The following is a 20,732-nucleotide window of genomic DNA, read 5'->3' on the forward strand; positions in this document are numbered from 1 at the left end:
CCCACCGGGGTGCCCCTCACGGGGCGGGCGTCACCTCGTGGCCGGGGTGACGTACACCGAGGCGTACGTGTTGTCCCGCGCGGTGCGCTTGATGGTGATCGAGACGCCGTAGCTCACGCCCTGGTCACCGGGGTTGCCGGTGCCCAGGATGGTGAAGCCGAGGTCCTGTCCGTACAGTCCGGTCGCCGGGGTGCCGTCCGGGTTGACCACCCGGGTCGTGTACGGCGTGCCGTCCCGCGACGGCACGACCACCGAGGCGTCGTTGTCCCGGGCGAACAGCTGCGAACCGTTGCGCACCTCGATGCCCGGGTACCAGCCCTTGGCGTCGGTGAAGCCCCGCACCGCCGGCTGCGACGGGAAGCTGGTGCAGTACTCGCTGTACGGCTCCCCGGTCGCCTCCAGGCACTCGGTGAACGGGGACGTCGGGCGCAGCCCGAACGCCGCGTTCGACGACTGCGGACGGCTCGGCAGGTTGTCCAGCGTCGACGGGTCCTTCACGGCCGCCTCGCCGGTGCGGCGCAGCGGGTCGAAGTGCGAGTCGACGATGAGCAGCCCGCCCTTGGCGCCGTAGCTGGGCAGCGCGGTCATCTGCGCGGTCACGTGGTTGATGTCACCCAGGGTGGTGTCCCGGTACCAGACCAGCATGCCCGGCGCGTTGTACGCGATCCGGTCGACCTTCCAGGCCTCGTTGGAGTACACCGTGTCGTAGGTGTACTTCAGGCCCTTGTCGAAGCCGTCGAGGTTGCGCCACTCGGCCAGGTAGTAGTGCGCCTGCACCCGGGTGCCGGTGTCGATCCGCCAGCCGCCGCCGGTGGTGTCGGTGAACGAGCCACCCGTCTGGGTCCAGCCGTTCGCGCCACCCTCGACGTCGTCGCTCCAGGTGGTGGCCCCGCCGCCGGTGACCGAGAAGTCGTCGGCGAACCAGCCACGATCGGCGAACGCGGCGTCGGTGGCGTAGCGCAGCCGCACCTGAACGGTGCTGCCCGCGTACGCGGACAGGTCGACGTAGTCGTGCCGCCAGCCGTGCGAGTCACCGTGCAGGCCGTACTTCTTGCCGCCGTAGTCGGCCATCCGGCCGTTCGGGTCGGCGTAGCCGTCGTTGGTGCTGACCAGGTTGCCGGCCTCGTCGTAGACCTTCAGCTCGGTCCAGGTGGAGCCACCGTTGGTGGACACCTCGACGAAGCCGTAGTCCCAGTCCTCCTCGATGGTGTAGTTGTTCCACATCCAGAACTTGGCGTCCGTGGCGGCCGGTACGGCCACCTCGCGGCGGAGCTTGACGTCCGCCCAGTCCTGGTCGCCGCCGCTGTGCCACATGTTCGCCCCGCTGTGCGGGGTGGCCAGGGTGATCACCTTGTCCGGCAGGTTGACCTTCAGGCCGTCCTTGGTGCCGCGCGGGGTGCGGGAGGTCTGCCCGAGCAGCACCGTCCGGGGGTCCGCGCCGACCGGGATCTCCAGCGGGTCGGCCCAGCCGAGCACCCACTTGTCCCAGATGCCCATGTGGGTGGGGAGCGCCTGGAACACCTCGCCGGCGTGCGAGCCCGAGCTCATCAGGTCCCAGAAGTCGACGTCCGAGTCGGCGTTGCCGGAGGTGTCGTAGAGATCCGGCAGGCCCAGGTCGTGGCCGTACTCGTGGGCGAAGACGCCGACCCCGGCGTCCTCCGGCTGCACGATGTAGTTCGAGACCTGGAGGTTGGTGCCGGGGATGCGGTAGCCGCCGGCCACCGCCGAGGAGTGCGCCCAGATGGCGTACGTGCCCTGCGCGCCACCGCCGCGGGACTTGCCCTGGCCGGCGTGCACCAGCACCAGGTGGTCGATCACGCCGTCCGGCTCGTTGACGTTGCCGTCACCGTCCCGGTCGCCCTGGTCCTCGATGTCGTAGTCGGCCCAGGGGAAGCTCGGGTCCATCTGCGCGAGTGCGTCCACCGCGTCGGTGGCGAGCCGGCCCGCGCCGAGCGGGTTGTCCGGGTGCCCGTTGTGCGACTGCTCGCGACCGGCCACCCAGTTGCCGTTCTCGTCCTGGAAGCAGCGGGACGCGGCGTACCAGCCCTCCGAGTGCGGCAGCTTGATCCACGGGCTGGCCTGCCCGTCGACCGTGTACGCCCCCTTCGACATCTCCAGGTACATGTTGCGCATGCTGCGGCCGGAGATGTCGATGCCCGGCTTGCCGTCCGGCCCGGTCAGGTCGGTGCGGACCCGCTGGGTGATGCCCTCCGTGCTGTAGAGCATCTTGTTGTAGTGCTCGGGCGAGAAGTTCGGCACCCAGAACGAGTTGTTGTCCTCGTTGGCGTACGAGGCCGGGTTCGGGATGTTGTTGTGCAACGGGCCGTTCTGGACCGTTCCGGGCACACAGGTCCGGTCCCCGAAGACCGTCTTCGGCACCATGGTCCCGGTGAAGTCGTCGTTCGCCTTGTCGTTGAACTCCACCAGCAGGGTCAGCAGCTTGGCGGTCTGCGTCTGCGGAGCCTTCTTGAACTGCCGTGGGCTCTTGCCGGTACGGATCGCCCGGGCCTCGTTGCGCGCCAGCTCGCGGGCGGCCAACGGGTTGCCCCGGGCGTACTTGCGGTCGTACGCGCGGGCCGAGTCGACCGCCGGCGCGTGGATGCCGCCGGCACCCTTGACCTCCCGACCCCCGCTGTCCGGCTGGACCGCGGGTTCGGCGTAGTTGATGTAGAACTCGTCCGTGCCGATCTTGGCGCGGATTCCCTCGGCCTGCTCGGCCGAGGCGTTGCCCGGCACGACCAGTGCCGAGGCGGCGAGCGCGATCGCGGGCAGCGCGACGAGCAGACGTCGCCGCGACCCGCGTTGCGGACCAGTTTGGTGCATGCCACTCCAATTCTGGGCATGGGGAGAGAACGTCGGAGTCGTCGACGTCGTGCAACGACCAACGTCAACGGGTCCGACGGCGTGAACGTAATTCAGAAATCGACGGGGGGACAGGTCCCCGGTCGCTCTCCACCCGATCAGCCCGCCGGGGCTCACCCGACCGTCCGAACCCGACGGTCCACCCGGCTCGGCGCCGCTGCTGCGGTGGTTGCAGGGGCCCCCTGCTACCGCTTTTTGGGTAGCAGGGGCCCCCTGCAACCACCCGGAGGGCGTACTCCGGCGAAAAAGACGGTGGGTGACGGCCCGTGCGGACCGTCACCCACCGGAAGGGGTACGCGCAGCGTCAGTCCTCGTCGGACTTCCCGCCACCCATGCCCGAGGAGATCAACTCCATCACCGAGGAGTCCTGGAGCGTGGTCACGTCACCGAGGGACCGGTGCTCCGCCACGTCCCGCAGCAGCCGCCGCATGATCTTGCCGGAGCGGGTCTTCGGCAGCTCCGGCACCAGCATGATCTGCCGGGGCTTGGCGATCGGGCCGAGCGTACGGGCCACGTGGTTGCGCAGGTCCGCGATGAGCTGCTCGCCCGCCTCGCCGGAGGCGTCCACGGTGCCGCGCGGGATGGCGAACGCGACGATCGCCTGCCCGGTCGTCGGGTCGGTCGCGCCGACCACCGCCGCCTCCGCCACCGACGGGTGCGACACCAGCGCCGACTCGACCTCGGTGGTGGAGATGTTGTGCCCGGAGACCAGCATGACGTCGTCCACCCGGCCGAGCAGCCAGATGTGCCCGTCGTCGTCGCGCTTCGCGCCGTCCCCGGCGAAGTACATGCCCTCGAACCGCGACCAGTACGTCTCGATGAACCGGTTGTCGTCGCCCCAGATGGTCCGCAGCATCGACGGCCACGGCTCGCGCAGCACCAGGTAACCGCCGCCGCCGTTCGGCACCGACTGGCCCTGGTCGTCCACCACGTCCGCGCTGATCCCCGGCAGCGGGGTCATCGCGCTGCCCGGCTTGGCCTCGGTCACCCCCGGCAGCGGTGAGATCATCATCGCCCCGGTCTCGGTCTGCCACCAGGTGTCGACGATGGGCAGCTCACCCCGGCCGACGTGCTGGCGGTACCAGATCCACGCCTCGGGGTTGATCGGCTCGCCCACGCTGCCGAGCAGCCGCAGCGACGACAGGTCGTGCTGCGCCGGGATGTCCTCGCCCCACTTCATCATGGTGCGGATCAGCGTCGGCGCGGTGTAGAGGATGGTCACCCCGTACCGGTCGACGATCTCCCAGAACCGGCCCTTGTGCGGCGTGTCCGGGGTGCCCTCGTACATCACCTGGGTCGCGCCGTTGGCCAGCGGGCCGTACACGATGTAGGAGTGCCCGGTCACCCAGCCGATGTCGGCGGTGCACCAGTAGACGTCCGTCTCCGGCTTCAGGTCGAACACCGCGTGCGTGGTGTACGCCGTCTGGGTGAGGTAGCCGCCGGTGGTGTGCAGGATGCCCTTCGGGCGGGCGGTGGTGCCGGAGGTGTAGAGGATGAACAGCGGGTGCTCGGCGTCGAACGGCTGGGCGGTGTGCACGGTCGAGGCGGTCTCCACCGTCTCGTGCCACCAGCGGTCCTTCTCCGACCAGGCGACCTCCTCACCGGTGCGCCGGACCACCAGCACATGCTCGATCGACGGGCAGTTTGCCAGCGCCTCGTCCACGGTCGGCTTCAGCGCCGACGGCTTGCCCCGCCGGAAGCCACCGTCGGCGGTGATGACCACCTTGGCGCTGGCGTCCTGGATCCGGTTGGTCAGCGACTCGGCGGAGAAACCGCCGAAGACCACGCTGTGCGTCGCGCCGATCCGGGCGCAGGCCAGCATCGCGACCGCTGCCTCCGGCACCATCGGCAGGTAGATCGCCACCCGGTCACCGGCCACCACGCCCAGGTCGGTCAGGGCGTTCGCCGCCTGACAGGTCAGCCTGTGCAGTTCGGCGTAGGTGATCGTGCGGGTGTCGCCCGGCTCGCCCTCCCAGTGGATGGCGACCCGGTCACCCAGCCCCGCCTCGACGTGCCGGTCCAGGCAGTTGTACGCCACGTTCAACTGGCCGCCGACGAACCACTTCGCGAACGGCGGGTTGGACCAGTCGAGCACCTGGTCCCACTCCTTCGTCCAGGTCAGCCGACGGGCCTGCCGCTCCCAGAAACCGAGCCGGTCGGCCTCGGCCTCGGCGTACGCGTCGGCCTTGACGTTGGCGTTCGCGGCGAGCGCGGCCGGCGGCGGGAACTGCCGCGTCTCGTTCAGCAAATTGGCCAAGGCCTCGCTCATGGGCGTGACTCCTCGTCGCTCGGATGACCTGCGTCTCGTTGCAGAGAGGTTAACTTCGCCGACCAGCCCCCGCGACTGCCATCGTCACCGACGCGCCCAGCGGCCCGTCCGACGCGCCGATCGGCGTGGCCGGTGGGCTGGGGTGGTAGCAGGGGTCCCCTGCTACCGCTTTCTGTCGAGGAAGGGCCCCCTGCAACCACCCCAGCGCCGCGCGACGCACCGCAACCCGACCCGTTGCCGGTCGGCCCGTCCGAGCCGGTCGCTAGCGTGGGCGGGTGACCTCCGACCCGCTCGCCCCGCTCCTCACGCTCGCCGACGTCGCACCCGCCGTCGAGCGCGCCCGCGACCACGTCGACCAGGCGATGCGGCACCGCGCGCTGCGCCGGCACGGCGGGCAGGTCGCCGCCGAGGTGAGCCTGCGGTCCGCGGTGGCCAGCGCCGCCCTCGAGGGGTACGCCCACGAGCGCGAGGCGGTCCGGGCCGGCACGGTCACCGACCCGGTGCTCCAGGGGGCGCTGCGGGTGGCCGGGGCGCTGCCCGGACTGACCGAACGCTGGTCGAGGGCACCCCGGCAGGTGCTGGCGAGGCTGCACGTGCTCGCCGCCCGGGACGTGGTGGCCGAGGAGGAACTGGGGCGGCCGGTCACCGACCCGGTGGTCGGGGCCCGGCTGGACGGCCTGGCCGGGCTGGTCGCCGGGGGCACGAAGGCCCCGCCGCTGCTGCTCGCCGCCGTGGTGCACGGAGAGCTGCTGGCGCTCCGGCCGTTCGCCGGCCCGTCCGGTGTGGTGGCCCGCGCCGCTGCCCGACTGGTGCTCATGTCGACCGGCCTGGACCCACGTGGCCTGGTGGCGGTGGACGTCGGGCACCGCGAGCGGGAGCCCGAGTACGTCGGCTCGGCCGGGGCCTTCGCCACCGGCACCCCGGACGGGCTACGGTCCTGGCTGCGCCACTACACGACCGCCATCGAGGTCGCCGCCGACCAGCTCACCCTCGTCGGCGACGAGATCCTCGCCGCTTCCTGAACCGCCCTGTCGGCGCCGGCCGGGCCTGAGAAGGCGCGGGTCGCGGGGTGTGCGGAAGCGTCTGGCCGGGCCTGCGGAGGAGCGTGGCCGGACGTGCGGCGGTGCGTAGTCGAAGTCTGCGTCGGGGCGTGCGGGGGCCGCGTGGTCGGTCAGGCGACCGGGGCGATGCGGGTGCGGCGGTGCCGGCCGTACCAGGCGATGCCGATGGCGACCCCCACGCCGACGCCGAGCGCGGCGGCGGCGACCGGAACCCCCGGGCGTTCCCGCAGGCGGCGGCCCAGCGGGATCGGGTGCCGGAACTCCAGCACCGGCCAGGAGTTCTCGGTGGCCAGCCTGCGCAGCTGTCGGTCGGGGTTCACCACGGTGGGATGCCCGACGCACTCCAGCAGGGGCCGGTCACTGTACGAGTCGGAGTACGCGTACGACTCGGCCAGGTCGTAGCCCCGCTCGGTGGCCAGCTCGCCGACCGCGTCGACCTTGCTCGGCCCGGCGGCGTAGAACTCGACCTCGCCGCTGTACCGGCCGTCCTGCACCGCCATCCGGGTGGCGATCACGTCGGTGACGCCGAGCAGTTCCCCGATCGGACGGACCATCTCCTCGCCGGAGGCGGAGACCAGGACGACGTCCCGGCCGGCGGCCTGGTGCTCCTCGATGAGGGCGGCTGCCTCGGCGTACACGTAAGGATTGATCAGCTCGTGGAGGGTCTCCGCGACGATCTGCCGGACCTGTTCCACCTGCCAGCCCTTGCAGAGGGTCGCCAGGTAGTCCCGGGTGCGGGCCATGGTCTGTTCGTCGGTGCCGCCGAGCCGGAACATGAGCTGGGCGTACGCGGACTTGACCACGTCCCGACGGGTGATCAGGCCATCCCGGTAGAACGGCCGACCGAACGCCAGGGCACTTGACTTGGCGATGACGGTCTTGTCCAGATCGAAGAAAGCGGCACCTCGGCCCACGGCGCGAAAGTCTAGCCCGATGGTCTAGGGTCGGCGGGTGCCCGGGGGTGGCGAACCTCACTCACCTGCGAACATGCTTCGAAGCCCCTCGATCGGAGTGATCACGGTCACACCCCGTAGGCATAATTTCGCAGGGAGTGGAGGTTGCGCCACTCGACGTGAGCAGGTCTGCTACGGCATGCTTGTACTTGCGACGACTTTTCGCATGTGTACAACACCGACCCTCGGCGGTTGCACCCCCCGTAACCGCTGAGCGAGTTCGGCTCAATCCCCCCCGGAGCCGAACTCCCCGACGACCCCCGTCTCCCCCCGACGGGGGTCGTCCCTTTCGTCACTCCCGTCGCGACCGGCGAGGTGCCCGCTGCCGGCCGGCACAATGGCGGTCGGACGACCAGTACCTCGACCAGGTGGAAGCGCGCCATCGCGCATCCTCCTGCCTGGCGGCTGAGGAGAGGAGCAGGCATGTCGACCGCACCTGAGCCCGGCCTCGCCCCCGAGCACCTGCGAAACATCAGGTACCAGGGTGAACCGGTCAGGCTGGTGGTGGACGGACACGAGTTCCGCGTCCGTGCCCGTGCCGAGGAGCCCGGAACCTACGACTTCGACTGGCTCACCGGGCCGCACGACTACGGCTTCGGGCTTTCCGGAGCGGCCGGCTTCACGATGAGCCCGGCCGAGATGACGGAAGCCGCCCGCGACTTCCTCGCCCAGATCGACCCCGCCACCGGATACCTGGCGGAGTGACCGTCCACCGGTCCCGCCCGGCCGACCGGGGTGGGGCCGACGAGCCGCCAGGTCAGGGAAGGCTGGCCGGGAGGCCGAAGTGGCGGAACACCCCGGGATCCAGGAACGAGGTGATCGACGCGACGCGGTCACCGCGCAGGGTCAGCACGTCGATCGACCACGCGCGGTGCGTACCGCTGCCGTCGGCGTCGAGGTAACTGGCCACGGCGGGCTGCCCGTTGGCGTGGGTGGGCAGGTGACGCCATGTCCCGCACCCGGTCAACGGCACCCGTACCGCGAAGTCGGTGACCGCCCGGATGCCCGCGTACCAGGCGGGCAGCGGCGGCATGGACCAGGTGACGTCCTCGGTCAGCAGCGCGACCAGGGCGTCCGCGTCGGCGTTCGCCAGCGCCGTGGCGTACCCGTCGACGATCTGTCGCAGCCGCGCGTCACCGATCTTCCGCAGCGTGTGCTGTTGGCTGGACGGGCCGACCCGGTCCGCGACGAGCCGACGGGCCCGTGCCAACGCCGAGTTCACCGACGCGGTCGACGTGTTCATCATGGTGGCGATCTCGGCGGCCGAGAAACCGAGCACCTCGAAGAGCAGCAGCGCCGCCCGCTGGTTGCCCGGTAGGTGCTGGAGGGCGGCGACGAAGGCGAGTTCGACGGCCTCCCGCTGCTCGCAACGTGCGCCCGGGTGTGCCGGACCGTCCGTCAACTCCCCGTCCGGGTACGGACCGAGCCAGGCGACCCGGCCCAGCGGCGCGTCGCCGAGTACCGGGTGGTCGCTGGCCGGACCGAGGTCCACCGGCAGTGCGCGTCGACCCCGGGCCGCCACCGTGTCCAGGCAGACCCGGGTCGCCACCGCGTACAGCCAGGAGCGCAGCGAACTGCGTCCTTCGAAACGGGCGAGCCCCCGCCAGGCGCGCAGCAGGGCGTCCTGGAGTGCGTCGTCGGCATCGTGGGTCGAACCGAGCATCCGGTAGCAGTGGGCGTGCAGCTCCCGACGCAGGGGCGCGACGAGACGGTCGAACGCCTCGTCGTCGCCGGCCCGTGCCCGGTTCAGGACCGGATCGGTCGCCGCGTCGGCCGGTCGGCCCGGAGGCGAACCGGCCGCCGCGTCGGAGGGCGGGCCCGGGGCCGTCCGAGAAATGTTCCCCACGAGCGACGATTCTGCCCCACGACGGGAGTCACCTCCTCGACCGAACGATCCACCCGTGCGACCGGAGGACCTGATGAACCCCACCGTGACCGCTTCCGTCACCGTCGGCACCCTGCGCGTCCCCGACGCCACCCTCCACTACGAGGTACGCGGCCGGGGTCCGCTGGTGGTGCTGGTCGGCGCGCCGATGGACGCCGGGCCGTTCGCGCCCCTGGCCGACCTGCTCTCCGTCGACCACACCGTGCTCACCACCGACCCCCGGGGCATCCACCGGAGTCCGGTCGACGACCCCGACCGCGACTCGACCCCCGAACTGCGCGCCGACGACCTGTCCCGACTGCTGACCCACCTGGACGCCGGGCCGGCGGCGGTCCTCGGCTCCAGCGGCGGCGCGGTCAGCGCGCTGGCGCTCGCGCAGGCCCACCCCGGACAGGTGCACACCGTCGTCGCGCACGAACCGCCGCTCGACGAGTTGCTCGACGACCGGGAGGAGTTGCAGGCCCGTACCGAGGAGATGGTCGCCACCTACCTGACCGGTGACACCGCGGGCGCGTGGCGGCAGTTCCTGGCCGTGGCGAACATCCAGATGCCCGAGGAGATGGTCGCGGCGATGTTCGGCGGGGAACGCGACCCGCAGACGGTGGCGGACGAGCACTTCCAGTACGCGCACATGCTGATCCCGACCACCCGCTGGCAGCCCGACCTGCCGGCCCTGCGGTCCGGTGCGACCCGGATCGTCGTCGGCATCGGGGAGGAGTCCGCCGGTCAGCTCTGCGACCGCACCTCGCGGGCGCTCGCGGCGGGGCTCGGCGTCGCGCCGACCATGTTTCCCGGCGACCACATCGGCTTCGTCGGCGATCCGGAGCGGTTCGCCGTCCGGCTGCGTGAGGTCCTGGCCGAGGGGTGAGCGGAACCGGCAGGTACGGGGCGGCACACCGACGGGGGAGAAGGGGCGGGCATCCGCCCGGCCAGCCCGTCGGTCGCTGGTCCGGCCCGACGGATGCCCGGCCTGCTACCGGACGGTGGCCCGGCCCGGCGCGGCGACCGGCTGGAAGACGGCCAACGCCCGGCCGTTGCCGTCGGTGACGACCCAGGGGTGACCGACCTGCGTGTCCTGCCGGTGGGACTCGCCCGGTGACAGCCGCTCGACGCGCACCCGGTACCCCCACTGGTTGAGCCAGTAGACGGTCACCTGTCCGGTTCGCCGGTTGACGAACTCGACGGTGGTGTCCGCCCCGCCGTCGACCGACCGCAGGTCGCGTTCCTGCTCGGCGGGGAGCGGGGTCAGCTCCACGACGCCCGGTGCGCCCGACCGGCTCGGGGCGGAGCCCGGCCGGCCGCTCGCGGTGGCGCTCCGGTCGGGGGACGGCGTCGGGGTGGGTGACGGGGAGGCAGGGGTCGGGGAGGCGGATTTTGTCGGGGCGGTCCGGGCGGTGGCCGCCGCCGCCTGCGGGGTCGCACCGACGAAGGTGGGCAGCGGGATCGCCGGCACCGACGGGTCCGCCACCGGCCTGGGTACGGGCGTGGTGGCGGTGCCGAGTGCCCAGACCACCGCCACGGTCACCGCCCCCACCATGACCGCGACCAGCGAGTACGCCCACCACAACGAGCGGAGCCGCCGCCCGCCGGTCTCCTGTGGTCCGGATCCTGCCGCACGAGTCATCAGTGGCCGATCTCCCCTCGGGTGCCGCCCCGGGCAGGCCGCACGGGCCCACGATTATCCAGAAGCGATCTTTGCATGCGTCAATGGACCCTGTCGGCGTGGCCGATTCCGATCATGGCTGGGGCTGCGCGGACAGGCGATCCGAAGGCCGTCCCCATAGCAGATCGACGGCGGGAACGGGCGTTGTCCACAGGCGCTCCGGTTGTCCACAGGTACGGCGGTCACGCCAGCGGACGGGGCCTCCGGCGGCGCAGTCTCTCGGCAGCACCCCCGAGCCTGACTGCTGGAGGCCGCGATGCCACCCCGTACCGATGTCCGGCCGCACCGACGACTCCCGCTGGTCGTCACCGCGGACGTCGACCTCCTCGACGACCTCCTCCGGCTCGCCGCAGCGGGCGGTACGGAGGTCGAGGTGGCCGCCGACCCGGCGGCGGCCCGGTCCCGGTGGTCGCCGGCCCCGCTGGTGCTCGTCGGCGGCGACCAGGCGCAACCCTGCCTGCGGGCCCGGCTGCCGCGTCGGGCCCGGCTGGTGCTGGTCGGGCACTCCGGCGCGGCCGACCCCGGCTGGGAGGTCGCCGAGCTGATCGGCGCGGAACACGTCGCGACCCTGCCCGCAGCCGAACCATGGCTCGTCGACCGGTTCGCCGAGTGCGCGCCCCAGCAGGCCACCGCCGATGCCCGGGTGGTGGCCGTGCTCGGTGGCCGGGGTGGCGCGGGCGCGAGTGTCCTCGCCGGTGGTCTGGCGGTCACCGCCGCCCGGGCCCGGCTCCGGACCCTCCTCGTCGACGCCGATCCGCTCGGTGGCGGCCTCGACCTGGTGCTCGGCTGGGAGCAGTTGGAAGGGCTGCGCTGGCCGGCGCTCACCGACGCCGACGGCCGGGTCGATCCGCCCGCCCTGGTCCAGGCCCTGCCCAGCCGGGGCGACCTGGTGGTCCTCTCCGGGGACCGGGGCGACCCGCTGCCGCTGCCCGCACCCGCGATGGCCGCCACGCTCGACGCCGCCCGTCGAGGCCGGGACCTGGTCGTGGTCGACCTGCCCCGCCAGCTCGACGACGCCGCCGTGCTCGCGCTGCAAGCTGCCGACCGGGTGTTCCTGGTGGTCCCCGCCGAGCTGCGGGCCACCGCCGCAGCGACTCAGGTGGTAGCCGCCGCCGCACCGCACTGCACCGACCTGGCGGTGATCGTCCGGGGCCCCGCGCCGGGGCGGCTCAGGGCCGCCGAGGTGGCCCGGGCACTCGGCCTGCCGCTCGCGGGCACGCTTCGACCCGAGCCGGGCATCTCGCGCGGCCTGGAGCGGGGCGAGGCCCCGGCGGCGACCGGCCGTGGCCCGCTCGCCATCCTCTGCCAGCGCATCGTCGCCGACCTGACCGGTCGGTCTGCGGAAGGTGCGGCATGACCGACCACCCCCGCGCGCCGCACCACCCGGCGGACCGTCCGGCCGCCGTCGGCGAACTCTCCGCCCGGGTACGCCAGCGCTTCGCCGCCGAGGCCACCCCGGTCACCCCGGCCACGGTCGTCTCCGCGGTACGCGCCGAGCCCGCTGCCGCCGTCCTCGGTGACACCGTGGTGCTGCGGATGGCCGACCGGGTGCACGACGACCTCGTCGGGGCCGGGCCGCTCGGGCCGCTGCTGGCCGACCCGCAGGTCACCGACGTGCTGGTGAACGGCACCCGGGTCTGGATCGACCGGGGCGACGGCCTGCGGCAGGTGGCCGTCCCGGTCGGGACGGTGGACGACGTGCGCCGGTTGGCACAGCGACTCGCGGCCGGCGCGGGCCGGCGGCTGGACGACGGTTCCCCGTTCGTGGACGCCCGGCTCGCCGACGGAACCCGGCTACACGCCGTCCTGCCCCCGGTGGCGACCAGCGGGCCCTACCTGTCGCTGCGGACCTTCCGGCAGCGTCCGTTCACCCTCGACGAGCTGGTGGATCACGGCACGGTGTCCCCGCCGGTGGCCCCGCTGCTCGCCGCCGTCGTGGCGGCCCGGCTGGCGTACCTGGTCACCGGGGGCACCGGCTCCGGCAAGACCACCCTGCTGAACACCCTGCTCGGGCTGGTGCCGGTCACCGAACGGATCGTCCTGGTCGAGGATGCCGCCGAACTGCGCCCGGTGCATCCGCACGTCATCGGGTTGCAGGCCCGCACCGCCAACGTGGAGGGGTCGGGTGCGGTGGGCCTGGCCGACCTGGTGCGGCAGGCGCTGCGGATGCGGCCGGACCGGCTCGTGGTCGGGGAGTGCCGGGGCGGTGAGGTGGTCGACCTGCTCGCCGCCCTGAACACCGGCCACGACGGTGGGGCCGGGACGCTGCACGCCAACGCGCCGTCGGACGTACCGGCCCGGCTGGAGGCCCTCGGTCTGCTCGGCGGGTTGCCCCGCGCGGCCCTGCACGCCCAGGTGACCGCCGCTCTCCAGGTGCTGCTCCAGATGCGGCGGGGGCGTGGCGGCCGGGTGCTGGAGTCGGTCTCGCTGCTCCTGCCCGACGGGCCGGACCGCCTGGTCACGGTCGTGCCGGCCTGGGTACGTGGACGTGGCCCGGGGCGGGCCGCCCGTAACCTCGGGGCGCTGCTCCAGCAGCGCGGCGTGCCGGTGCCGCCGATCCTGTCCCCGCCGTGGCCCGGTGCGTCGGGGACGCCGTCGTGAGCGCCGCCGCCTGGCCGGTGGTGCTGCTGGTGCTCGCCGCCGCCGCCGTCATCGGTTGGCCGACGGGCAGCGGCCGGTCCCGGTACCGGGCGCTGTTCCGATCCGGGCGTCAGGTCTCCCCTCCGGTCGACGGGGACATCAGGGTCTACCTGCGACACGTCGCCCACCTCCCCGGGTTCCGGCGGTCCGGTCCGGGGCGTGCCACCGGCCGGCGGACTGCGGCGGGGCCACCCAACCGCCGCGACCCGTCTCGCCCGGTCGGCGAAGGCGGATCGGGCACCACCGGTGGGCACGCCGGGATCGGGCCGACCCTGCCGGCAACGGCCACCGACGCGGCCCGGCGACTCGTCGATGCCGGTGGGGGCATCACCGGCCGTTGGGCGGTGTCGCCGAGGCGGAACATGGTGTTGACGGCCGGTGTCGGGGCGGTCGGCGGTGGGCTGCTCGCCGGGCCGGTGGCTGCCCTGGTGGCTGCCGCGTACAGCGCCCTGGGCATGCGGGCCCTGCTCCGGCGTCGGCTGACCCGGTCGGCGGAACGACTCCGGCGGCACCGGCTGGACCAACTCGGCGCGCTCGCCGCCGACCTGCGGGCCGGTCTGCCGGTCCCGACCACCCTCGCCGACGAATCCGCGCCGTCGGAAGCCGGTCGGTCGGTCCCGGTCCGTGTCGGCGACGACCCCGCCGTCCCGGACGGTGTGGACCCGGCCGACCGGCTGGAGCGTTCTGTGGACGACGCCGCCGGTCCGGCCCCTCTCGATCGGATCGACCGGCTGACCCGGGCGGCCATCCGCCTCGCCGACCGGACGGGTGCGCCACTGGCCGAACTGGTGGAGCGGATCGAGGCCGACATGCGGGCGATGGATCGTGGCCTGGCCGCCGCAGCCGCCCAGGCCGCCGGGGCACGGGCCACCGCCTGGCTGCTCGCCGCGCTGCCGCTCGGCGGCATTGCCCTCGGATACGGCATCGGCGTCGACCCGGTCCGGGTGCTGCTGCACACCCCGGTCGGTGCCGGCTGCGCGGTCGTGGCAACCCTGCTCCAGGTCGTCGGGCTGCTCTGGGCCGAACGGCTCGGCGCCACCCCCGGCGGGGCGACCTGATGGGCGCCCGGCTCACGGCCCTGCTCGGGGGCGACATCGTCGGCGTCTCCGTCCTGGTTGACGACTCCGCCGTCCTGGTCGACGGCTCCTCCCTTCTCGCTCCCGGGCCCGTGGCCCTCGCCGGTCCGGCCGGTGCCGGTACCGCCCAGCTCGCCGCCGCCGGTTGCCTGGTCGTCGCGGCGCTGGTCGTCGCCATGGCACACCGACGCTCCCACCGTTCGCCCGGCCAGCGGAGACGCCCGTCGGGCCCGGAGGCCGAGGCGACGTCCCGACGACGGCCGGACGTCGTCCGGCTCACCGCCGGTCTCGCCGGGATCGCGGTCGCCGTGGTCGTCGGTGGCTGGCCCGGGCTGGCCGGGGGAGCGCTGGCTGCGGCGACCCTCGACCGGCTGCTCCGCAGGATCGAGCCGCCGGCCGTCCGCAACCGACGACTCACCGAGGTCGCCGACCTGCCGCTCGCCGCCGACCTGCTCGCGGCGGCGATGCGCGCCGGCGCACCCGTGGACCGGGCGGTGATCGCCGTGGCGGAGGCGCTCGGTGGGCCGCTTGCCGATCGGCTCGGTCGGGTCGGCCGCACCCTCCTGCTGGGTGGGACACCGGAGGAGGCGTGGGTCCACCTCGCCCCGGTGGCCGGGGCGGACCGACTGGTGAACGCCGCCGTCCGGTCGGCGCAGAGCGGCGCGGCGCTGGCCGGGGCCCTGGGCCGCCTGGCCGACGACCTCCGGACCGACCGGGCGGTCGCCGCCGAGGCGTCGGCCCGTCGGGCGGGCGTGCTGATCGTGCTGCCGCTGGGGCTCTGCTTCCTGCCGGCCTTCATTCTCGCCGGCCTGGTGCCGGTGATCGTCGCCGTCCTCGGTGACGTGCTCTGACAACCGTCGAGAAAGGACCGTAACGTGCGCAAACTGATGGCCCGCCTGCGCGGGGACGCCGGGATGAACACCGCCGAGTACGCCGTGGGTACCCTCGCCGCCGTCGCCTTCGCCGGCATCCTTCTGAAGGTTCTGACCAGCGGAAACGTGCAGTCGGCGTTGACCGCGGTGATCGACCGGGCCCTGAAGTGACCGGGCGCCGGCGGGCCGGCCGTGCCCGTGACCCGCGCATCGCCGCAGCACCGACCGGTGGTGGCGGTCGGGCCGTCGTCATCGGGGTGAGGTCCGGCGGTGACCGGGGTTCGTTCACGGCTGAACTGGCGGCCGGCCTGCCGGCGCTGATGCTGTTGCTCCTGGCCGGGCTGACCGTGGTCAGTGCGGCGACCACGAAAGCCACCTGTCTGGACGCGGCCCGGGAGGCGGCGCTCGCCGCCTCCCGGGGCGAGAGCGGGCGGACGGCTGGAGCCCGGGTCGCCCCGGCCGGGGCCGACATCGCGGTCGAGGTGGGTGAGGACCGGGTGACCGTGACGGTACGGGCCCCGGTGCGGGCGCTCGGCGCGAACCTGCCCCGGATCACGGTGGCCGCAACGGCGGTCGCCGCCGTCGAGCCCGGCACCCCGTTCCCCGCGTCGTGACGGTCCCGCGTCGAAGGGAGGAGTGCTTTGCCCGGCAAAAGGAACGAGGAGACGCCGAGAGCGGGGGATCGGGGTGGGGCGAGTGTCCTGGTGCTCGCGGTGGGACTGGTGTTCCTGCTCGTCGGGCTCTTCGGCGCGGCGACCGGCGCAGCCCGTACGGCTCGGCAGCAGGCGCGGGTGGCGGCCGACTTCGCGGCCCTGGCCGGGGCGGGCATCAGTCTCCGGGGCGAGGAGACCGCCTGCCGCCGAGCCGCCGAACTGGCCCTCGCCAACGGTGCTCAGCTGGTCGGGTGCGCTCTGGACGGGCTGGACCTCCAGGTGACAGTGGAGGTGACGGTCGCACCGCTGCCCGGGCTGCACCGGAAGGCCGCCGCCACCTCCCGTGCCGGTCCGGTACGTGGCTGAGCCGGCGCACCGTCCCGGCCCGGGGGCAGGTGACGGCGAACAGCAGCACGACCGCTGGCGACGGCGACCTCCCCCGGCGTCAGCGGCCCTGGAGGGCGTCCAGCCCGATGGCCATCGCGATGACGAGACGGCGGTCGATCTGCGGGTGCGTCACCTCGACGGTGTACCGGTCGCGCAGCCCCCACTGCTTGACCACCGAGAAGATCGGCTGACCCCCGGCGACGAAGTCGAAGTGGTACGGCAGCCACGAGAGCGAGTCGACGAACCGCCGCAGCAGGGCCACCGGCATGCTGCGTTCCTGGCCGGTCGCCGGCGGCAGGCCGGGCTGCTCGACGTGCCAGGTGGAGCGCAGCAGCGACTGGGCGAAGTCCTTGCGGAACAGCCCGATCGGGTTGCCGAGGTGGTCGGTGACGTCGTACGTCGCCCCGATGTCGAGCCGCTGCCGGGCCTTGAAGCCGAGCACGGGCTGCTGCTTGGTGTCGTCCGTGTAGAGGGTCACCTGCTCCTTGAAGGCGAGCCGCTTCTGCTGCGCGAAGGCGAGCAGGCCGCCCTCGGAGCCGTCCGGCGCGACCGCGTGGACCTCGTACTGGTTGACCATGAACCGCAGGCGTTGCCGGATGTGGAACCGCTGTTGGGCTTGAAGCTGGTCGAGCTGCATGAAGGTTCCTTCCGTCCGATGCGCCCGACTCTTGCACATCTCCGCCCACCCGACACACTTGATCATGAAGTTGACCTCGTGACACACGGGTGTGGGCGGCGCCAACTCCATGATCGGCAGAGCGGATCGGGGCTTCAGCGGGTGTCGGTGGTGGCGCGCAGGACCCAGGTGTTGAGGATCTGGTGGATGGCGCGCAGTCGCTCGTTGATCTGTTCCAGTCGTTCGGCCTGGGCGAGTTGGGCCAGCGCCGCGCCGAGGGCGATCTGCTGGTCGCGGGTCAGGTTCTCCTGGTCGACCGCATAGAGCAGGTCAACGGTCTCGCTGATGGTGTCGGCCACGACTCCTCCTCGGGGCATGGAAGCGCTCCCATGTCAGATGCCCCGAACGGGGTCGATCTATGCCTGCGTTCGGTGGACCGTCACCGTCGTCGAAGGTTCGCCCGTTGCGTCCGGCAGGTTCGCCAGCACCACGTCGAGGACCCGCACCGCGTCCGCCTTGCCGAGCGGGTTGTTGCCGTTGCCGCACTTCGGGGACTGGACGCAGGACGGGCAGCCGGTCTCGCAGCCGCACTCGACGATCGCGTCCCGGGTCGCCCGCAGCCACGCCGCCGCCGTCCCGTACGCCCGCTCCGCGAAGCCCGCCCCGCCGGGATGCCCGTCGTAGACGAACACCGTTGGCGCCTCGGTGTCCGGATGCAGTGCCGTGGAGAGCCCGCCGATGTCCCACCGGTCACAGGTCGCCACCAGCGGCAGCAGGCCGATCGCCGCATGCTCGGCGGCATGCAGTCCGCCCGGCACGTCGACCGGCTCCACCCCCGCCCCGGCCAGCGCCTCCGGCGTGACGGTGAACCAGACCGCGACCGTCCGCAACTCGCGGGCCGGCAGGTCCAGCGGCCGGGTGTCGATCACCTCACCGGAGGAGAGCCGCCGCCGCTGGTACGAGACCACCTGGCTGGTCACGTCCACCTCGCCGAGGAACAACCGCACCGGTCCGGCGTCGACGGACGAGCGGACCGACACCACCGACAGCGAGGTGACGTCCCGGGCGTGGGTGGACCAGTCCGGCTCCTCGGTGTGCACCAGCGCGCAGCCGTCGGCGAGGTCCAGGTCGTCCACCACGTACGAGACGCCCTGGTGCAGGTAGACCGCGCCGGGGTGGACCAGGAAGTGCGACGAGCCGCCGTCGACCGTGCCGAGCAGCCGTCCGGTCGCCGACTCCACCACGCAGACCGGGGCGCCGCCGGAGCCGCGCAGGTCCACCTCGGGTCGTTCCCGGTGCCGCCAGTACCAGCCGGTCGGCCGCTGCCGCAGCGCCTCGGCCGCGACCAACGTGTCCACCGCCTCCTTCGCCCCCTCACCGAAGAGTTCCAGGTCGGCGGGGGTCAGCGGGGCCTCGGCCGCCGCGCAGGCCAGCTGCGGGGCCAGCACGTACGGGTTGGCCGGGTCGAGCACGGTCGCCTCGACCGGTGCCCCGAACAGCGCCTCCGGATGGTGCACCAGATAGGTGTCGAGCGGGTCGTCCCGGGCCACCAGCACGGCGAGCGCCTCGCCACCGGAGCGCCCCGCCCGCCCGGCCTGCTGCCAGAGCGAGGCCCGGGTGCCCGGGTACCCGCAGATCAGCACCGCGTCCAGCCCGACCAGGTCGACGCCGAGCTCCAGCGCGTTGGTCGAGGCGAGCCCGAGCAGGTCGCCGTCGAGCAGCGCCCGCTCCAGCGCCCGCCGTTCCTCGCGCAGGTAGCCGGCCCGGTACGCGGCCACCCGCGCGCCGAGCCCCGGCACCGCCTCGTCGAGGGCGCGGCGGGCGGTGCTCGCCACCACCTCGGCACCTCGCCGCGACCGGACGAACGCGAGGGTGCGTACCCCTGCGGCGACCGTGTCGGCGAGCAGGTCCGCGGTCTCGCGCAGCGCCGACCTGCGGGTCGGGGTCAGGTCCTGCGACGCATCGTCGGCGGTGGCGGGCAGCAGCGGTGGCTCCCAGAGCGCGAAGGTCACCCCGCCGCGCGGCGAGGTGTCCTCGGTGACGGCGGCCACCGGCAGTCCGGTGAGTCGTCCGGCCGCCGTCGCCGGGTCGCCGGACGTGGCCGAGGCGAGCACGAACACCGGGGCGCTCCGGAACCGGGCGCACTGCCGCCGCAGCCGGCGCAGCACGTGGGCGACGTGCGAGCCGAAGACACCCCGGTAGGTGTGGCACTCGTCGACGATGACGTGGGTCAGCCGGCGCAGGAAGCCGGACCAGTGTGCGTGCCCGGGGAGGATCCCGTGGTGCAACATGTCCGGGTTGGTCAGCACGAACCGGGAGTGCCGGCGGATCCACTCCCGCTCGGCGCGCGGGGTGTCCCCGTCGTAGCAGGCGGGGCGTACGCCGTCCAGCTCCAGTTCGGCGACGGCACGGAACTGGTCGGCGGCGAGCGCCTTGGTCGGCGCGAGGTAGAGCACCGTGGCCCGGGGGTCGGCCAGCAGGGTGGCCAGCGCCGGGAGCTGGTACGCCAGGGACTTGCCGGACGCGGTGCCGGTGGCGACCACCACGTGCTGGCCGTCGTACGCCAGGCTCGCCGCCTCGGCCTGGTGCCGCCACGGCGCGACCACGCCGCGCCGCTCGAACGCCGCGCGCAGCTCCGGCGGGACCCACTCCGGCCAGGGCACCGGTACGCCCGGCCGGGGCGGCACCCGTTCGACGTGGGTGACCGGATCGGCGGCGCTCCGGGCGCGCAGCCGGCGCAGCAGCTCGGCCGGGGCGGGCCCGGGTCCGGAGCCGGTCGAGACGGTGGCTGCGGAGGTCACATCGTGCACTCTCGCACCGGAACCCGGAATTCGACCACCCGGACCCGGGTAAGGAGGTTCCCGCCACCGGTGACCCGTTCGGCGCGGCGGCGGAGATGGTTAGATGCCCAGGAGAGTTTGGGCTCTTGCGAGGAGGGACCGATGGAGCTGTCACTGGCGACCCGCGCCGTGGGGGAGCACACGGTGCTCGAGGTCGGTGGTGAGGTCGACGTCTACACCGCCCCCCGTCTGCGTGAGCGTCTCATCGAGCTGATCGACGGCGGTGCGCGGCGGGTGGTGGTCGACCTGGGCCGGGTCGACTTCCTCGACTCCACCGGTCTCGGAGTGCTGGTCGGGGCGCTGAAGCGGCTCCGGTCGGCCGGCGGCACCTTCGCTCTGGTCTGCGACAAGGAGCCGTTGCTCAAGATCTTCCGGATCACCGCGCTCGACCAGGTCTTCCCGCTGCACCCGACGGTCGACGCGGCGGTCGCCGCCGACCCGTCCGCCCCGGGCGCGTGATGGCAACGGTCCGGCTCTCCTTCTCACCCGCGCCGGTCCACGTCCGCACCGCCCGACTGGTGGGTGTGGCGGTCGCCCGACGGGCCGGGGTCCGCGAGGATCTGCTGGACGAGGTTCGCCTCGCCATCGGTGAGGCGTGCACCCGGGCGGTCGCCCTGCACCGGCAGTACGACATCCCCGACCCGGTGCTGGTGGAGATGTCGGACCGCGGGGCGTACGCGGTGCGGGTGGTCGACCGGGCTCCGATCGAGGCCGGTCTCGGCCTGGCCGCGCTGGACGCCGACCAGTTGGCCAACGAGTCCCTCACCGACGAGGCCCTCACCACCGGCGTCGGCTTCGCCCTGCTCGCGGGCTTCGTCGAGGACCTCCAGGTGCGGCCGGTGGACGAGGGCATCGGCACCGAGGTCCGGATGGTCTGGCCCGTCGGCCGCTGACGCCCGCAGCTTCCGGGCACCTCCGCCGGCCACGGGCCGCTCAGGCGTCACGTCGACGAATC

General features: G+C 73.3%; 20 protein-coding genes. 12 read left to right on the forward strand and 8 right to left on the reverse strand.

The features are described from left to right. Positions 1-30 precede the first annotated feature (30 nt). Together IGA62_RS15030 and acs are read right to left on the reverse strand one after the other, a co-directional pair. Positions 31-2,823, reverse strand: a complete 2,793-nt coding sequence (locus IGA62_RS15030; RefSeq protein WP_145820635.1) for an immune inhibitor A domain-containing protein — start codon at positions 2,821-2,823, stop codon at positions 31-33. Between the two features lie 343 nt (positions 2,824-3,166). Then, a complete protein-coding gene (acs, locus tag IGA62_RS15035; protein ID WP_145820633.1) occupies positions 3,167-5,131 on the reverse strand; it encodes an acetate--CoA ligase in 1,965 nt (654 codons plus the stop codon). A 275-nt stretch (positions 5,132-5,406) separates the two neighbouring features. On the opposite strand from acs, the gene IGA62_RS15040 reads away from it, so the two are divergent. Next, positions 5,407-6,153, forward strand: a complete 747-nt coding sequence (locus IGA62_RS15040) for a Fic family protein (RefSeq protein WP_145820631.1) — start codon at positions 5,407-5,409, stop codon at positions 6,151-6,153. A gap of 149 nt (positions 6,154-6,302) precedes the next feature. On the opposite strand, the gene IGA62_RS15045 is transcribed toward IGA62_RS15040, so the two are convergent. Continuing rightward, positions 6,303-7,106 carry an HAD family hydrolase gene (locus IGA62_RS15045; RefSeq protein ID WP_145820629.1) on the reverse strand — a complete coding sequence of 268 codons (804 nt, stop codon included), beginning with the start codon at positions 7,104-7,106 and terminating at the stop codon, positions 6,303-6,305. A 462-nt stretch (positions 7,107-7,568) separates the two neighbouring features. Here IGA62_RS15045 and IGA62_RS15050 point away from each other — a divergent pair, with 462 nt between their 5' ends. After that, positions 7,569-7,850, forward strand: a complete 282-nt coding sequence (locus tag IGA62_RS15050; protein WP_198501233.1) for a hypothetical protein — start codon at positions 7,569-7,571, stop codon at positions 7,848-7,850. Positions 7,851-7,902: 52 nt separating this feature from the next. Here IGA62_RS15050 and IGA62_RS15055 read toward each other — a convergent pair whose 3' ends face one another. Next, the gene (locus IGA62_RS15055; protein ID WP_198501274.1) at positions 7,903-8,895 is read right to left on the reverse strand and encodes a sigma-70 family RNA polymerase sigma factor; all 993 of its coding nucleotides are present in this window, start codon (positions 8,893-8,895) and stop codon (positions 7,903-7,905) included. A 169-nt stretch (positions 8,896-9,064) separates the two neighbouring features. Here IGA62_RS15055 and IGA62_RS15060 point away from each other — a divergent pair, with 169 nt between their 5' ends. Continuing rightward, positions 9,065-9,898, forward strand: coding sequence for an alpha/beta fold hydrolase (locus IGA62_RS15060; protein WP_145820627.1), 834 nt, complete (start codon positions 9,065-9,067; stop codon positions 9,896-9,898). A gap of 105 nt (positions 9,899-10,003) precedes the next feature. Here the strand turns inward: IGA62_RS15060 and IGA62_RS15065 are convergent, their stop codons facing one another. Further along, positions 10,004-10,654: a VHL beta domain-containing protein gene (locus IGA62_RS15065; RefSeq protein WP_145820625.1), complete on the reverse strand. Its 651-nt coding sequence runs from the start codon at positions 10,652-10,654 to the stop codon at positions 10,004-10,006. A 295-nt stretch (positions 10,655-10,949) separates the two neighbouring features. Between IGA62_RS15065 and ssd the strand changes: the two genes are divergently transcribed. The 7 genes from ssd (at position 10,950) to IGA62_RS15100 (ending at position 16,300) form a co-directional block, all read left to right on the forward strand. Then, positions 10,950-12,050, forward strand: coding sequence for a septum site-determining protein Ssd (ssd, locus tag IGA62_RS15070; protein ID WP_145820623.1), 1,101 nt, complete (start codon positions 10,950-10,952; stop codon positions 12,048-12,050). Then, positions 12,047-13,294 (forward strand): TadA family conjugal transfer-associated ATPase, encoded by a 1,248-nt coding sequence (locus IGA62_RS15075; protein ID WP_145820621.1) that lies wholly within the window; start codon positions 12,047-12,049, stop codon positions 13,292-13,294. Before ssd ends, IGA62_RS15075 begins: the two co-directional genes overlap by 4 nt. Beyond that, positions 13,291-14,391, forward strand: coding sequence for a type II secretion system F family protein (locus tag IGA62_RS30125; protein ID WP_232625018.1), 1,101 nt, complete (start codon positions 13,291-13,293; stop codon positions 14,389-14,391). Before IGA62_RS15075 ends, IGA62_RS30125 begins: the two co-directional genes overlap by 4 nt. A 194-nt stretch (positions 14,392-14,585) precedes the next feature. Continuing rightward, the gene (locus tag IGA62_RS15085) at positions 14,586-15,260 is read left to right on the forward strand and encodes a type II secretion system F family protein (RefSeq protein ID WP_145822215.1); all 675 of its coding nucleotides are present in this window, start codon (positions 14,586-14,588) and stop codon (positions 15,258-15,260) included. A 36-nt stretch (positions 15,261-15,296) separates the two neighbouring features. Continuing rightward, positions 15,297-15,452, forward strand: a complete 156-nt coding sequence (locus IGA62_RS15090) for a DUF4244 domain-containing protein (RefSeq protein WP_172900371.1) — start codon at positions 15,297-15,299, stop codon at positions 15,450-15,452. An 80-nt stretch (positions 15,453-15,532) separates the two neighbouring features. Next, positions 15,533-15,895, forward strand: coding sequence for a TadE family type IV pilus minor pilin (locus tag IGA62_RS15095; RefSeq protein ID WP_145822214.1), 363 nt, complete (start codon positions 15,533-15,535; stop codon positions 15,893-15,895). A 27-nt stretch (positions 15,896-15,922) separates the two neighbouring features. Beyond that, positions 15,923-16,300, forward strand: coding sequence for an Rv3654c family TadE-like protein (locus tag IGA62_RS15100; protein WP_145820619.1), 378 nt, complete (start codon positions 15,923-15,925; stop codon positions 16,298-16,300). Between the two features lie 79 nt (positions 16,301-16,379). On the opposite strand, the gene IGA62_RS15105 is transcribed toward IGA62_RS15100, so the two are convergent. The 3 genes from IGA62_RS15105 to IGA62_RS15115 all read right to left on the reverse strand — a co-directional run bounded on the left by IGA62_RS15105 (position 16,380) and on the right by IGA62_RS15115 (position 19,738). Beyond that, complete coding sequence (locus IGA62_RS15105; RefSeq protein ID WP_145820617.1) at positions 16,380-16,958, reverse strand: LURP-one-related/scramblase family protein; 579 nt, start codon at positions 16,956-16,958, stop codon at positions 16,380-16,382. Between the two features lie 134 nt (positions 16,959-17,092). Next, on the reverse strand, positions 17,093-17,296 hold the full coding sequence (locus IGA62_RS15110; protein ID WP_145820615.1) for a hypothetical protein: 204 nt from the start codon (positions 17,294-17,296) through the stop codon (positions 17,093-17,095). A gap of 57 nt (positions 17,297-17,353) precedes the next feature. Next, positions 17,354-19,738 carry a DEAD/DEAH box helicase gene (locus tag IGA62_RS15115; protein WP_186500062.1) on the reverse strand — a complete coding sequence of 795 codons (2,385 nt, stop codon included), beginning with the start codon at positions 19,736-19,738 and terminating at the stop codon, positions 17,354-17,356. A 141-nt stretch (positions 19,739-19,879) separates the two neighbouring features. On the opposite strand from IGA62_RS15115, the gene IGA62_RS15120 reads away from it, so the two are divergent. Continuing rightward, the gene (locus tag IGA62_RS15120; protein ID WP_091455277.1) at positions 19,880-20,236 is read left to right on the forward strand and encodes an STAS domain-containing protein; all 357 of its coding nucleotides are present in this window, start codon (positions 19,880-19,882) and stop codon (positions 20,234-20,236) included. Continuing rightward, a complete protein-coding gene (locus tag IGA62_RS15125; RefSeq protein ID WP_145820611.1) occupies positions 20,233-20,670 on the forward strand; it encodes an ATP-binding protein in 438 nt (145 codons plus the stop codon). The genes IGA62_RS15120 and IGA62_RS15125 overlap by 4 nt, the downstream gene beginning before the upstream one ends. The last annotated feature ends 62 nt before the right edge of the window (positions 20,671-20,732 follow it).

Origin of the sequence: Micromonospora sagamiensis, from assembly GCF_014680085.1 — a bacterium.
Taxonomy (GTDB): domain Bacteria; phylum Actinomycetota; class Actinomycetes; order Mycobacteriales; family Micromonosporaceae; genus Micromonospora; species Micromonospora inyonensis.

Excerpts from the sequence above, each read along its gene's own strand:
- IGA62_RS15030 (WP_145820635.1), bottom strand. The coding sequence starts at position 2,823 with ATGCACCAAACTGGTCCGCAACGCGGGTCGCGGCGACGTCTGCTCGTC.
- acs (WP_145820633.1), bottom strand. The coding sequence starts at position 5,131 with ATGAGCGAGGCCTTGGCCAATTTGCTGAACGAGACGCGGCAGTTCCCG.
- IGA62_RS15050 (WP_198501233.1), top strand. The coding sequence starts at position 7,569 with ATGTCGACCGCACCTGAGCCCGGCCTCGCCCCCGAGCACCTGCGAAAC.
- IGA62_RS15060 (WP_145820627.1), top strand. The coding sequence starts at position 9,065 with ATGAACCCCACCGTGACCGCTTCCGTCACCGTCGGCACCCTGCGCGTC.
- IGA62_RS15065 (WP_145820625.1), bottom strand. The coding sequence starts at position 10,654 with ATGACTCGTGCGGCAGGATCCGGACCACAGGAGACCGGCGGGCGGCGG.
- ssd (WP_145820623.1), top strand. The coding sequence starts at position 10,950 with ATGCCACCCCGTACCGATGTCCGGCCGCACCGACGACTCCCGCTGGTC.
- IGA62_RS15075 (WP_145820621.1), top strand. The coding sequence starts at position 12,047 with ATGACCGACCACCCCCGCGCGCCGCACCACCCGGCGGACCGTCCGGCC.
- IGA62_RS15085 (WP_145822215.1), top strand. The coding sequence starts at position 14,586 with ATGGCACACCGACGCTCCCACCGTTCGCCCGGCCAGCGGAGACGCCCG.
- IGA62_RS15090 (WP_172900371.1), top strand. The coding sequence starts at position 15,297 with ATGGCCCGCCTGCGCGGGGACGCCGGGATGAACACCGCCGAGTACGCC.
- IGA62_RS15105 (WP_145820617.1), bottom strand. The coding sequence starts at position 16,958 with ATGCAGCTCGACCAGCTTCAAGCCCAACAGCGGTTCCACATCCGGCAA.
- IGA62_RS15120 (WP_091455277.1), top strand. The coding sequence starts at position 19,880 with ATGGAGCTGTCACTGGCGACCCGCGCCGTGGGGGAGCACACGGTGCTC.